This window comes from Nocardioides oceani, from assembly GCF_030412965.1.
Classification (GTDB): domain Bacteria; phylum Actinomycetota; class Actinomycetes; order Propionibacteriales; family Nocardioidaceae; genus Nocardioides; species Nocardioides oceani.
Window position 1 is genome coordinate 287237 of the sequence record NZ_JAUHJQ010000003.1, and the last position, 12417, is coordinate 299653.

Here is a 12417-nt window from a genome sequence, read left to right on the forward strand (position 1 = left end):
AGCCCGCAGCTGAGCCCGGCGTCAGCAGGCGCGCAGGCTGATGGTGAAGACCGACCCGCCGTAGGGCCCGGGGGCGTACGCCGCGCGGCCGCTCTGCGCCTCGGCCAGCGTCCGCACGACGTAGAGCCCGAGGCCGGTCCCGGTCGCGACCGTGCCGTGGGCGCGGCTGAACTCGTGGAACAGCGAGCCGCGGAACTCCTCCGGCACCCCCTCGCCGGCGTCGATGACGTCGATGGAGACCAGGTCGCCGTCCGGCCGGACGTGCACGGTGTAGGGCGCCGCGCCGTACTTGTGCGCGTTGCCGAGCAGGTTGGTGAGCATCTGCTCGAACCGCAGCGGGTCGGCGCGGACGAGGCGCTCGTCGTCGATGCGGACGGTGACCTCGTAGCGGTCGGCGACCACGGACTCGATGACCGCGCGCGGCTCGACGGTCTGCAGGTCGATGCGCAGCGTGCCGCGCTGGATCTGCGCGGCGGTCAGCAGGTCGGCGGTGATGCTGTCGAGCATCCGGGCCTGGCGCGCCACGGAGGTCATCAGCCGGTCCCGCTGCTCGGCCTCGAGGTCGGCGCCGGACCAGCCGATGGTCTCCGCGATGCCGCAGATGACCGCGACCGGGCCGCGGATCTCGTGGGCGGTCGTGGCGATCGCCCGGCGCAGCAGGCCCACGTCGTCGGAGGCGGAGTCGAGGTAGACCAGCACCGACCATCCGGTCCGCCGCAGCGTCGCGCGGACCGCGCCGCCGGGCAGGACGACCTCGAAGGACGCGTCGTTGTCGAGCCGGTGAAAGGCCACGAGGCCGGCCAGCTGCGGCGCGGCCAGCGACAGCGGCGTACCGGGCGCGCAGCGCTCGACGAGCAGCCGCTGGGCCACGGTGTTGGCGTAGACGACGCGGAAGAGCGGCTCGTCGGCCAGCTCGAGCACGCCGTACGGCGCCATGCCGAGCGCCTCCCACGACGAGACGTGCGCCCCGACCGGCGGGTGCGCGGGCTCGCTGGTGTCCGGGGCGTGCACGGTCGGTCGCCGTGTCGCCTCCTCGGTGACGGTGAGCGTGTCCCCGCTCGGGTCCTCAGCGGTCATCTGGTCGTGCTCCTCGGTGGCGGTGCTCGGCGGTTCGGGGACCACCGAGAGGGGACGGGGCGCGCGGACCAGGCCTCCGGCCGTGACACCACGGACGTAGTCGAGGATCGAGGTGAGCGAGGCGCCCTTCTGCACGTAGCCGTCCGCGCCGGCGGCCATGGCCCGCGCGGACATCTGGGTGGCGCCGAACCCGGAGAGCACCACGATCTTGGCCTGGGGGGCGAGGCGCCGGATCGTCGGCAGCGCCTCGAGCCCGTCCATGACGGGCATGGAGAGGTCGAGCAGGACCACGTCGGGCCTCGTCTCGCGGACGGCCTCGATCCCGGCCCGGCCGTCGCCGGCCTCGGCGACGACCTCGAAGCCGCCGCGGTCCAGGGCCATCCGGAGCAGCTCGCGCAGGTCGGCGGTGTCGTCGACGATGACGACGCGGCTGGGGTCGATGCTGGGTGCGGCGCTCATGGGGTCGGCCTCTCGGTCGCGGTGGCGGTGCCGGGCGCGGCGGCGACGTCGGCCGGCGCGCTGCGCGTCATGTCGACGGCGAAGTGCTCGCTGCCCAGCAGGTCGGTGATGATCCGGCTGGCGGAGTCGATGGAGGTGTCCAGCGCGCGGTGCGCCTTGGTCGGGTCGCCGAGGTCGAGCGCCATCTTGGCCACGACCATGCCCTGCAGGACGGTGTCGTTGAGCTCGAGCGCCTGCTGCTCGCGGCGACGGAGGTCCTCGAAGAGCTGGGCGCCCTGCATCAGCGAGGAGTAGGTGCGCCGCAGCGACCAGTACCAGATGCCGACGAGCGCGCCGACGATGTCGGAGATCGCCAGCGGCCAGCCCCAGGCGGTGCGCATCGCGTAGCCCGCGGCGAGGTCGATGCCGAACTCCGGCATCAGCATGTGCACCGAGTGTGCGCCGTGGTGCACCGCGCAGGAGAGGAAGATCGCCGCGGTCGCCGCGCCGAGCGGGTTCGACCGCAGCTGGTGGCTGCGCCACAGCGGCACGACGATCGCGACGCTGATGAGCAGGTAGGCGACCATGATCACGGTGTTGCACACCAGGCCGACGACCCAGGACTCGATCATGCCGCCACCCCGCTCAGGGACGTGACGGCCAGGACCACGGCCGAGCCGACGAGGAACCGGCGGGCTGCGGGCTGCCAGTCCCACCAGCGCGCGGGCCGCGTGCCGGCCGCGCCCGTGGCGAGCAGCCGGACGCAGGCCACGACCAGCACCAGCTCCCAGCTGGCCGCCAGCAGGTCCCACACGCCGACCGGCTCGGGGGCGGTGAGGCCCGGGACGCCCGGCAGGCCGGTGGTCCGCGAGGCCAGCCACACCCCGACGAGGGCCGTGTTGCCGAGCAGCGCGGCGACCACCGACGCGGGCGAGGGCCCCCGCAGCGAGTCCGCGGCCCAGGCCACCTGGGCGAGCGCGCAGAGCAGGAAGAAGGCGCCGAGCAGCGGCTGGCCCGCGAGGTGGGCGGCGCCGACGGCCGCGTGCACCCCCGCGGCCGCCAGGCCGGCGACCAGCGCGACGGGGACCGTGGCGCGGGCGGCGTACGACGGGGTGGCGCGGTCCGCGTCCCCGGTGGGGGCGTCGGCGGGGAAGAACGGCGTGGCGGTGGGTACGCCGCTGGACGCGCCGGCCAGCAGCCGGACGCGCACCTCGTGGACCCGCCGCTCGTGCTCGTCCCGCGGCGCCGACGGGGCCGGGTGGAGCCGGGGGGCGAGGCCGGGGGCGAGCCGGTCGAGCACCCGGTCGAGCAGGGAGGGCAGCACCAGCGCCACCATCCCGGCGGTCCCGCCGAGGACGATGGTCCAGTGCACACCGTGCGCGAGCAGGCTCGCCCCGCTCGCGGCCGTGAGGGCCGTCATCCGCTGTTCCTCCCCTGTCCCGACCGAGGCCGGGACTCCCGCGATCGAGGCTAGGACGGCGCGGCGCCGGCGTCGCCACCTTCGCCGCAATTGCGCCGCAAATGGCCCGGGCGGACTAGGCAGCGCCCCGGGGGCCGGGCCGATCGGCCAGTGCCGCCCGGCCCGCGCCACGCCGGCCGGGGAGCGGCCGCACCCGCTGCGACCTGCGCGAAGAAGTCGAAGTTGAGTGGAACAGACTCAACTTCTGGTGCGTTGTCCTCGTGACGACCACACTGGTCCCACCACGCAACAGGAGACACGCATGAGCCAGTTCGGTGCCGAGAAGTTCACGACCCGCAGCCGCGAGGCCATCGAGGCCGCGCAGCTCTCCGCCACCACCGCGGGCAACACCGCGACCGAGCCGATCCACCTCCTCGTCGCCCTGCTCCTCCAGGAGGGCGGCACCGCCGCGAACCTGGTCGCCAAGGCGGGCGTCGACGTGGCGGCCCTCGTCCGCACCGCGGCCGCCGAGCGCGACCGGCTGCCGAAGGCCTCGGGCGCGACCGTCCAGCAGCCCGCCGCCTCGCCGGCGCTGACCCGCGTCCTGGCCGGCGCGCTGGACCTCGCGTCCTCGATGAAGGACGAGTACGTCGCCAGCGAGCACCTCCTGATCTCGCTGGCCACCGTCGAGAGCAGCGCCCGGACCGTGCTGACCGGCGCCGGGCTCACCGCCGACGGGCTGCGCGAGTCGCTGACCGCCGTCCGCGGGAACCGCCGCGTGACCAGCCAGGACGCCGAGTCGACGTACGAGGCGCTCGAGAAGTACTCCGTCGACCTCACCCGGGCCGCCGAGGAGGGCCGGCTCGACCCGGTGATCGGCCGCGACGCCGAGATCCGCCGCGTGGTCCAGGTCCTCTCCCGGCGCACCAAGAACAACCCGGTCCTCATCGGTGAGCCCGGCGTCGGCAAGACCGCCGTCGTCGAGGGGCTCGCCCAGCGTGTCGTCGCCGGCGACGTGCCCGACTCGCTCAAGGGCCGGCGCGTGCTGAGCCTCGACCTCGCGGCGATGGTCGCCGGCGCGAAGTACCGCGGTGAGTTCGAGGAGCGGCTCAAGGCCGTCCTCGAGGAGATCAAGGACGCCGGCGGGCAGGTCATCACGTTCATCGACGAGCTGCACACCGTCGTCGGTGCAGGCGCCGGCGGCGACTCCGCGATGGACGCCGGCAACATGCTCAAGCCGATGCTCGCCCGCGGCGAGCTGCACATGATCGGCGCCACCACGCTCGACGAGTACCGCGAGCGGATCGAGAAGGACCCCGCCCTCGAGCGCCGCTTCCAGCAGGTCTTCGTCGGCGAGCCCAGCGTCGAGGACACCATCCAGATCCTGCGCGGCATCCAGGAGAAGTACGAGGCGCACCACGGCGTGCGGATCACCGACGCCGCCCTCGTCGCCGCCGCGACCCTCAGCGACCGCTACATCCCCGGCCGCCAGCTGCCCGACAAGGCGATCGACCTCGTCGACGAGGCCGCAAGCCGGCTGCGGATGGAGATCGAGTCCTCCCCGGAGGAGATCGACCAGCTGCGCCGCCAGGTCGAGCGGCTGAAGATGGAGGAGTTCGCGCTCGAGAAGGAGTCCGACGACGCCTCGGTCGACCGGCTCGAGCGGCTGCGCGCCGACCTCGCCGACCGCGAGGAGGAGCTGCGCGCGCTCGAGGCCCGCTGGGAGGCGGAGAAGCAGTCGCTCGAGGGCGAGGGCGAGCTGCGGCGCCACCTCGACCAGCTGCGCATCGAGGCCGAGCGGCTCCAGCGCGAGGGCGACCTGGGCAAGGCCAGCGAGATCCTCTACGGCCGGATCCCCGAGCTCGAGCAGCAGATCGAGGCGGCCTCCTCGACGTCCACCTCGACCCTCGAGCCGCTGGTCGGCGAGGAGGTCGGCGCGGAGCAGGTGGCCGACGTCGTCGAGGCCTGGACCGGCATCCCGACCGGCCGGATGCTCGAGGGGGAGACCGCCAAGCTGCTGCGGATGGAGGAGGTCATCGGCGAGCGGCTGATCGGCCAGCGCGAGGCCGTGACCGCGGTGAGCGACGCCGTGCGCCGCTCGCGGGCCGGCATCGCCGACCCGAACCGCCCGACCGGCTCCTTCCTCTTCCTCGGCCCCACCGGCACCGGCAAGACCGAGCTGGCCAAGGCGCTGGCGGACTTCCTCTTCGACGACGAGCGGGCGATCGTCCGCATCGACATGAGCGAGTACTCCGAGAAGCACGCCGTCTCGCGCCTGGTCGGTGCGCCTCCGGGCTACGTCGGCTACGACGAGGGCGGCCAGCTCACCGAGGCGGTCCGCCGCCGGCCGTACTCCGTCGTGCTGCTCGACGAGGTGGAGAAGGCCCACCCCGAGGTCTTCGACATCCTGCTGCAGGTCCTCGACGACGGTCGGCTGACCGACGGCCAGGGCCGCACGGTCGACTTCCGCAACACCATCCTCATCCTGACCAGCAACCTCGGCTCGACCTACCTGGTCGACCCGACGCTGGACCCGGAGAAGAAGCGGGAGTCGGTGATGGCGGTGGTCCGGTCCTCCTTCAAGCCGGAGTTCCTCAACCGGCTCGACGAGATCGTCACGTTCGACGCGCTGTCGCTGGCCGACCTCACCCGGATCGTCGACCTGCAGCTCGCGCTGCTCGAGCAGCGGCTCGCCGTGCGTCGCATCTCGATCGGGGTCTCCGAGGCCGCCAAGGCGTGGCTGGCCGAGAAGGGCTGGGACCCGGCGTACGGCGCCCGGCCGCTGCGTCGGCTCATCCAGTCGGCGATCGGCGACCCGCTCGCGCGGATGCTCATCGCGGGCGAGGTCACCGACGGCGGCGCGGTCTCGGTCGACCTCGGCGGCGAGGGCCTGGAGCTGCGTGCAGGCTGACCTGGGAGACTGGGCGCCATGAGCGACCAGCCGGCCCGTCCCCGCCAGGCCACGCTGTCGGCCTGGATGATCATGGGCGGCTCGCTGTTCGTGGTGCTCTCGGTCTTCGAGCGGGTCTCGGGGCTCACCAGCCTCGAGACCCGCGAGGCCGTGGAGGACTTCCTCGCGGTCCCGCCGGGCGACGGCCTCGGCCTCGGGACGAGCGAGGTGCTCGACCTGCTGCGGGTGCTCTCGATGGCCGCCGGGGCGTGCGCGGCCGCGATGGGGGTGCTCGGGTTCTACGTGCTCCAGCGCTCCCGGGGCGCCCGGCTCGCGCTGTCGGTCCTCGCGCTGCCGCTGTTCCTCACCGGCATGGCCGCCGGCGGGTTCGTCTCCTCGATCGTCGCCGCCGCCGTCGTCGTGCTCTGGATGCAGCCGACCCGCTCCTGGTTCGACGGCACGCAGCCGCCGGCCCGTCCCGAGCCGGTGCGCCGGGCCGAGCAGCCGGGCCGGTCGGGATCCTCGGCCGGGTCCGCCGGCGGTGCGGCCGGGTCCCCGCAGGCGGGGCCGCCGTCCGCGGCCGAGCCGCGCCCGTGGCAGGGCTTCGGGACGTCGGCCGGGCACGCGCCCGCCGCCCCCCGGCAGCAGCAGCCGTCGGGCCAGCCGGCGGCGTACCCCGCCCGCCGCGGCGACGCCCGCCCCTCCGGGCTGGTGTGGGCCTGCGCGCTGACCTGGGCCGGCACCGGCCTGGCCGCGATCGGCATGGGCATGGCGGTCCTGGTGGTCCTGGTCGCGCCGGAGTTCGTGCTCGACCAGGTCCGCCGCAGCGCCGACCTGCGCGAGGGCGAGCTGACCGGCTCCGCGGTGCGCGAGTCGGTGCTGGTCACCGGCGCGGTGGTCGTCGTCTGGTCGTTGCTCGCCGCGGTCGCGGCCGGCTTCGCCTGGCGGGGCGCCCCGTGGGCCCGCGTCGTCCTGCTGGTCTCCGCGTCGCTGGCCTCGGTGCTGTGCGTGGTCAGCCTGGTGCTGGGCAGCCCGCTCTCGGTGCTGCCGCTCGGCATCTGCGTGGCCGCGCTGGTGCTCCTCGCCCGCCCCGAGGTGCGCGCGTTCTTCGCCGCTCGGTGAGCGCGTCCGCGGCGCGGTGGTCTGGGAGAGTGGCCCCATGAGCGACTCTCCCTACGGACCGCCCCCGGCGAGCGAGAACCCCTACGGCCAGCAGCCGCCGAACCAGCCGCCGTACCAACCCCAGGGCCAGTCCCAGGGCCAGCCGCCGTACGGCCAGCAGCCCTACGGCGGCCAGCCGGCCGGCCAGCCCCAGGATCCCTACGGCGCCGCCTCGTACGGCACGCCCCCGCAGGACCCGGACCGCCGCCCCGGCACCGTCACCGCGGCCGCCGTCATCACGCTGGTGTGCGCCGGCCTGTCGGCGCTGCTGTTCGGGCTGGCGGCGATCGCCCTCGTCGTCGCCCGCGACTCCTTCTCCGAGGAGCTGCGCCGCGCGATCGAGGACGACCCGGCCTTCGACGGCACCGACATGCCGAGCGGCGACGAGCTGGCCTCGATCTTCATCGTGGTGATGGTCGCGCTGTTCGTCTGGTGCGTCGTGGCGTGCGTGCTGGCCGTGCTGGCCATGCGCCGCTCGAACGTCGCCCGCATCCTGCTCGTCGTCAGCGCCGCGATCAGCGCGCTGCTCAGCCTCGTCGGCATCCTCTCGATCGTCTCGGCGGTGCCCCTGATCGCCTCGATCGCCACGATCGTGCTGCTCTTCGCCGGTGGCGCGGGGGACTGGTTCGCGCGCCGCGGGCAGCAGCAGCTGCCGACCGGCACCTCCCAGCCCTGGGGCTGAGGCCGGGACCGCCGGCCGGGGATCAGGCCCGGAGGTCGGCCTCGCGCAGCCGCGCGAGGCCGTCCTCGATCACCGCCTCGTCCTTGCAGAACGCCCACCGCACCAGGTGCCGGCCGGCCTCGACGTCGTCGTGGAAGGCCACCGCCGGGATCGCCACGACCCCGGCCCGCTCGGGCAGGGCGAGGCAGAACTCCCGCCCGTCGGCCCAGCCGTACGCCGCCACGTCGGCGATCGCGAAGTAGGTGCCCTCCGGCACCCGCACGTCCATCCCCACCTCGGCCAGCCCCGCGCAGAGCAGGTCCCGGCGCCGCCGCAGGTCGCGGGCCAGCTCGCGCGGCCACTCCGGCTCCTCGTCGAGGGCCCGGGCGACCGCCGGCTGCAGCGGCGCGCCCGAGGTGAACGTCAGCCACTGCTTGGCGCCCAGCAGCGCGCCCACCAGCTCCCGCGGACCGGTCGCCCAACCGACCTTCCAGCCCGTCAGCGACCACGACTTGCCGACGCTGGAGAGGGCCAGCGTCCGGTCGCGCATGCCCGGCAGCGTCGCCAGCGGGACGTGCTCGTGGTCGTAGGTGAGGTGCTCGTAGACCTCGTCGGTCACCACGACCAGGTCGTGCTCGACGGCGACCTCGGCGACGGCGGCCAGCTCCGCGCGGGTCAGCACGGTGCCCGTCGGGTTGTGCGGGGAGTTCAGCAGCACCAGCTTCGTGCGCGGGCCGACGGCCGCGCGGAGCTCGTCGGGGTCGAGGCGGAAGTCCGGCGCGCGGAGCGTGACCGGGCGGCGTACCCCTCCGGCCATCTGGATCATCGCGGTGTAGGAGTCGTAGTACGGCTCGAGCACCACGACCTCGTCGCCGGGGTCGACCAGGCCGAGCAGCGCGGCCGCGATCCCCTCGGTCGCGCCGGTGGTGACGACGACCTCGGTGTCCGGGTCGAGCTCGAGGCCGTAGTGGCGCTGCTGGTGGCGCGCGACCGCCCGGCGCAGCGCGGGGACGCCGGGGCCGGGCGCGTACTGGTTGTGGCCCTCCCGCAGCGCGGCGACGGCCGCCTCCCGCACCGAGGCCGGGCCATCGGCGTCGGGGAAGCCCTGCCCCAGGTTGACCGACCCGGTCCGCAGCGCCAGCGCCGACATCTCGGTGAAGATCGTCGGCGGGATGCCGTCGAGGCGCGCCGCGCTCCGGGGTCTCGTCACGCCGGCCAGGGTACGCAGCCGCGGTGCCCCGGCGGCGTACGTGGCGGCCTCGGCGGGGGCGTGCGCGACAATGCCGTCGTGACCACGACCGACGACTCGCTCGCCGCCGACATCGACGCCTGCTGCCGCCTCACCGGGACGTTCACGCTCCGGTCGGGGCAGGTGGCCTCGGAGTACTTCGACAAGTACCTCTTCGAGGCCGACCCGATCCTGCTCCAGCGGGTGGCCCGGGAGATGGTCCAGCTGCTCCCGCACGACACCGAGCTGGTGGGCGGGCTGGAGCTGGGCGGCGTGCCGCTCGCGACGTCGGTCAGCGGGATGACCGGCACGCCGGCGCTGTTCGTGCGCAAGAAGGCCAAGGAGTACGGCACCTGCAAGCTCGCCGAGGGCCCCGACGTCGCCGGGCGCCGAGTCACCCTCATCGAGGACGTCATCACCACCGGCGGGGCCGTCCGCGACGCCACGCTCGCGCTGCGCGAGGCCGGCGCCGTGGTGGAGGTCGTGGTCTGCGCGATCGATCGCAGCCCCGAGGGTGAGCAGCCGCTCGCCGACCTCGGCCTGGAGGTCCGCGCGGTGCTGACCAAGGCCGACCTCGACGCCGCCCGCGGCTCCGCGTGACCCCCGCCGCCGTGCTGGGCTCCACGGTCCTGGCCGCCGCCGGGGAGTCCGAGGAGCTCGGCGGGGTCGCCGGCTGGGCCGTCGACCTGATGGAGAAGCTCGGCGCCCCCGGCGCGGGGCTGGCCATCGCCCTGGAGAACCTCTTCCCGCCGCTGCCCAGCGAGGTGATCCTCCCGCTGGCGGGCTTCACCGCCAGCCAGGGCAGCTTCACCCTCGCCGAGGCGATCGGCTGGACCACCGCCGGCTCGGTCCTCGGTGCCGTGCTGCTCTACGCGCTCGGCGTGGTCATCGGGCGCGACCGCGTCTACTGGGTGTGGGAGCGGCTGCCGCTGGTGAAGACCCAGGACCTCGAGCGGACCGAGGCGTGGTTCGGCCGGCACGGCCGCAAGGCGGTCTTCTTCGGCCGGATGATCCCGATCTTCCGCAGCCTCATCTCGGTCCCGGCCGGGCTGGAGCGGATGCCGTTCGGCCAGTTCCTGCTGCTCACCCTGGCCGGGTCGGCGATCTGGAACACCACCTTCGTGCTCGCCGGCTACTGGCTCGGCGAGCAGTGGCACCGCGTCGAGCAGTACGTCGGCGTCTTCCAGTGGGTCGTCATCGCCGCCGTCGTGCTCGGCGTGTGCTGGTGGCTCGTCCTGCGCGTCCGCGCCATCCGCCACGAGCGCCGCTCCGCCTGACCCGCCCAGCCGCCCCTCCCGACCCGCGCCCGGCCTTGTAACGCGACGTTCGCTGCTCTGTCGGCACGCTGCAGCGTGCCGACACAGTGGCGAACAGCGCGTTACAAGGGCCGCCCCGGCCCGCGGTGGAGGACGTTCAGACGCCGTGCTGCGGCGGGACCGAGGCGCCGGTGATGTCGCGGTCGGGCCGGCCGTCGTGGTCGTTGTCGTCGGCGAGCGGGCTGTCGGTGCGGCGGTGGCGCCACCACTCGTAGGCGATCGGCACGGCGGTGAAGGCGAGGATCACCAGGAAGATCAGGTCGATGTTGCTCTCCAGCCACGGGACCGTGTGGCCGAGGAAGTAGCCCAGGCTGGTCACGACGACCACCCACGAGACGCCGCCGACGAGGCTCCAGGTGTAGAACCGGCGCCGCGGCATGCCCGTGATGCCGGCGACCACGGTGATGTAGGTCCGCACGAACGCGACGAACCGGCCGATGACCAGCGCCTTGTTGCCGTGCCGGTCGAAGAACGCCTCGGTCTGGTCGAAGTACTTCTGCTTGAGCACCCGGCCCTCGCGCTCGCGCAGCGACGGGCCGATCCGCCGGCCGATCTCGTAGCCGGTGACGTTGCCCAGCCACGCCGCCACCACCATGAGCGTCATCGCGACCAGCAGCTCGACCAGCCGGGAGCCGGGGAAGAGGTCGATCTGGCCGGTGGCGATGAAGATCCCGAGCGCGAACAGCAGGCTGTCGCCGGGCAGGAACGGGAAGAACAGCCCGCACTCGACGAAGACGATCAGGAGGCTGAGCCAGAACAGCTCGGCGCCGAACTGCGCGAGGAGCCACTGGGGGTCGAGGAAGTCGAGGCCGAGCATCATCGGCGAGGGGAGGACGAGGCCTCCCGCGAGCGCGCTCACCTCCCCAGCCTATCGGCCGGGCCGCGGAGCCGCGGGCCTGCCCGCCTAGTCTCCTGCGCGTGGACGAGGACCGCCGGGCGCCGTACGACCCCATGCCGCACGGCCCGGCCGAGGTCGGCGTGGGCCCGTGGGAGGGGCCCTGGCCGACGGGGGAGCAGTACGACGCCGCGCTGCTGGCCGAGGGCGACCGTCGCAACGTCGTCGACCGCTACCGGTACTGGTCGGTCGAGGCGATCGTGGCCGACCTCGACTCCCGCCGCCACGACTTCCACGTGGCGATCGAGAACTGGCAGCACGACTTCAACATCGGCACGATCGTGCGCTCGGCGAACGCCTTCCTCGCCGCGGAGGTCCACATCGTCGGCAACCGGCGGTGGAACCGGCGCGGGGCGATGGTCACCGACCGCTACCAGCACGTCCGGCACCACCCGACGGTCGCCGACCTGGCGACGTACCTCCACGGGCTGCCGGGCGGGCCGGTGCCGCTGCTCGGCATCGACAACCTCCCCGGGTCGGCGCACTTGGAGACGATGGACGTCCCGCGACGGGTCTGCTTCCTCTTCGGGCAGGAGGGGCCGGGGCTGAGCGAGGGCGCGCGGAAGGCGTGCGACGGGACGTTCTCGATCGCACAGTTCGGCTCGACCCGCTCGATCAACGCCAGCGCCGCCGCCGCGATCGCCATGCACGCCTGGGTGCGCACCCACGCGGACCTCTCCGGCGACAGCGCCTGGCGCGGCTGACCGGGTCCGCCGAAGCCGCTCGACTGCTGTCGGTGGTCGGGTCCACGATGGGCGGATGACCGACCTCGTCCTCTTCCACCACGCGCTCGGGCTCACCGAGGGCGTCCGCGCCTTCGCCGACCGGCTCGCGTCCGCGGGCCGCACCGTGCACACGCCGGACCTCTTCGCGGGCCGCCGGTTCGACACCGTCGAGGAGGGGGTCGCCCACGCGCAGGAGCTGGGGTTCGCCACCGTCCTCGAGCGCGGCCGCGAGGCGGTGGCCGGGCTCTCGGAGGGGCTGGTGTACGCCGGGTTCTCCCTCGGCGTGCTGCCCGCGCAGCTGCTGGCCCAGACCCGTCCGGGCGCCCGCGGGGCCGTGCTGATGGAGTCGTTCGTGCCGCCGTCGGAGTTCGGCACCTGGCCCGACGGGGTGCCCGCCCAGGTGCACGGGATGGCCGACGACCCGTTCTTCGCCGGCGAGGGCGACCTCGCGGCCGCCCGGGAGCACGCGGCCTCCGGCGCGGCCGAGGTGGAGGTGTTCACCTACCCCGGCGACGTGCACCTGTTCGCCGACAGCACGCTCCCGACGTACGACGAGGACGCGGCCGGCCTGGTGGCCGAGCGCGTCCTCGCCTTCCTCGAGCGGGTCGGGTGAGGGTCGTCGGGGCA

At 74.2% G+C, this 12417-nt stretch carries 12 protein-coding genes; 7 read left to right on the forward strand and 5 right to left on the reverse strand.

Going from position 1 to position 12417, the window contains the following annotated elements; genetic code table 11:
* Positions 1-21: 21 nt before the first annotated feature.
* From QWY28_RS10920 to QWY28_RS10930, 3 genes are read right to left on the reverse strand one after another with little or no spacing between them, the layout of a single operon-like run.
* A complete protein-coding gene (locus QWY28_RS10920; RefSeq protein ID WP_300952568.1) occupies positions 22-1536 on the reverse strand; it encodes an ATP-binding response regulator in 1515 nt (504 codons plus the stop codon).
* Positions 1533-2147 carry a hypothetical protein gene (locus QWY28_RS10925; protein ID WP_300952569.1) on the reverse strand — a complete coding sequence of 205 codons (615 nt, stop codon included), beginning with the start codon at positions 2145-2147 and terminating at the stop codon, positions 1533-1535. The genes QWY28_RS10920 and QWY28_RS10925 overlap by 4 nt, the downstream gene beginning before the upstream one ends.
* The gene (locus QWY28_RS10930) at positions 2144-2935 is read right to left on the reverse strand and encodes a hypothetical protein (protein ID WP_300952570.1); all 792 of its coding nucleotides are present in this window, start codon (positions 2933-2935) and stop codon (positions 2144-2146) included. The genes QWY28_RS10925 and QWY28_RS10930 overlap by 4 nt, the downstream gene beginning before the upstream one ends.
* A gap of 301 nt (positions 2936-3236) precedes the next feature.
* On the opposite strand from QWY28_RS10930, the gene clpB reads away from it, so the two are divergent.
* From clpB to QWY28_RS10945, 3 genes are read left to right on the forward strand one after another with little or no spacing between them, the layout of a single operon-like run.
* Positions 3237-5825 (forward strand): ATP-dependent chaperone ClpB, encoded by a 2589-nt coding sequence (gene clpB / locus QWY28_RS10935; protein ID WP_300952571.1) that lies wholly within the window; start codon positions 3237-3239, stop codon positions 5823-5825.
* A gap of 18 nt (positions 5826-5843) precedes the next feature.
* Positions 5844-6926, forward strand: coding sequence for a hypothetical protein (locus QWY28_RS10940; RefSeq protein WP_300952572.1), 1083 nt, complete (start codon positions 5844-5846; stop codon positions 6924-6926).
* Between the two features lie 37 nt (positions 6927-6963).
* Positions 6964-7647 (forward strand): hypothetical protein, encoded by a 684-nt coding sequence (locus QWY28_RS10945; RefSeq protein ID WP_300952573.1) that lies wholly within the window; start codon positions 6964-6966, stop codon positions 7645-7647.
* 22 nt (positions 7648-7669) lie between these two features.
* Here QWY28_RS10945 and QWY28_RS10950 read toward each other — a convergent pair whose 3' ends face one another.
* On the reverse strand, positions 7670-8836 hold the full coding sequence (locus tag QWY28_RS10950; protein ID WP_300952574.1) for a pyridoxal phosphate-dependent aminotransferase: 1167 nt from the start codon (positions 8834-8836) through the stop codon (positions 7670-7672).
* Positions 8837-8914: 78 nt separating this feature from the next.
* On the opposite strand from QWY28_RS10950, the gene pyrE reads away from it, so the two are divergent.
* Together pyrE and QWY28_RS10960 are read left to right on the forward strand one after the other, a co-directional pair.
* Complete coding sequence (gene pyrE, locus QWY28_RS10955) at positions 8915-9454, forward strand: orotate phosphoribosyltransferase (RefSeq protein ID WP_300952575.1); 540 nt, start codon at positions 8915-8917, stop codon at positions 9452-9454.
* Entirely contained in the window at positions 9451-10131 is a 681-nt protein-coding gene (locus QWY28_RS10960; protein WP_300952576.1) for a DedA family protein, read from the forward strand. Before pyrE ends, QWY28_RS10960 begins: the two co-directional genes overlap by 4 nt.
* Positions 10132-10267: 136 nt before the next feature.
* Here QWY28_RS10960 and QWY28_RS10965 read toward each other — a convergent pair whose 3' ends face one another.
* On the reverse strand, positions 10268-11029 hold the full coding sequence (locus QWY28_RS10965; RefSeq protein ID WP_300952577.1) for a DedA family protein: 762 nt from the start codon (positions 11027-11029) through the stop codon (positions 10268-10270).
* Positions 11030-11121: 92 nt separating this feature from the next.
* Between QWY28_RS10965 and QWY28_RS10970 the strand changes: the two genes are divergently transcribed.
* Positions 11122-11769, forward strand: coding sequence for a TrmH family RNA methyltransferase (locus tag QWY28_RS10970; protein ID WP_300952653.1), 648 nt, complete (start codon positions 11122-11124; stop codon positions 11767-11769).
* A gap of 55 nt (positions 11770-11824) precedes the next feature.
* Positions 11825-12403 carry a dienelactone hydrolase family protein gene (locus QWY28_RS10975; protein WP_300952578.1) on the forward strand — a complete coding sequence of 193 codons (579 nt, stop codon included), beginning with the start codon at positions 11825-11827 and terminating at the stop codon, positions 12401-12403.
* The last annotated feature ends 14 nt before the right edge of the window (positions 12404-12417 follow it).

Bases quoted from the DNA above. Each gene is read 5' to 3' on its own strand.
- QWY28_RS10920 (WP_300952568.1), bottom strand. From the start codon at position 1,536: ATGAGCGCCGCACCCAGCATCGACCCCAGCCGCGTCGTCATCGTCGAC.
- QWY28_RS10945 (WP_300952573.1), top strand. From the start codon at position 6,964: ATGAGCGACTCTCCCTACGGACCGCCCCCGGCGAGCGAGAACCCCTAC.
- QWY28_RS10975 (WP_300952578.1), top strand. From the start codon at position 11,825: ATGACCGACCTCGTCCTCTTCCACCACGCGCTCGGGCTCACCGAGGGC.
- QWY28_RS10940 (WP_300952572.1), top strand. From the start codon at position 5,844: ATGAGCGACCAGCCGGCCCGTCCCCGCCAGGCCACGCTGTCGGCCTGG.
- clpB (WP_300952571.1), top strand. From the start codon at position 3,237: ATGAGCCAGTTCGGTGCCGAGAAGTTCACGACCCGCAGCCGCGAGGCC.
- QWY28_RS10970 (WP_300952653.1), top strand. From the start codon at position 11,122: ATGCCGCACGGCCCGGCCGAGGTCGGCGTGGGCCCGTGGGAGGGGCCC.
- QWY28_RS10930 (WP_300952570.1), bottom strand. From the start codon at position 2,935: ATGACGGCCCTCACGGCCGCGAGCGGGGCGAGCCTGCTCGCGCACGGT.
- QWY28_RS10925 (WP_300952569.1), bottom strand. From the start codon at position 2,147: ATGATCGAGTCCTGGGTCGTCGGCCTGGTGTGCAACACCGTGATCATG.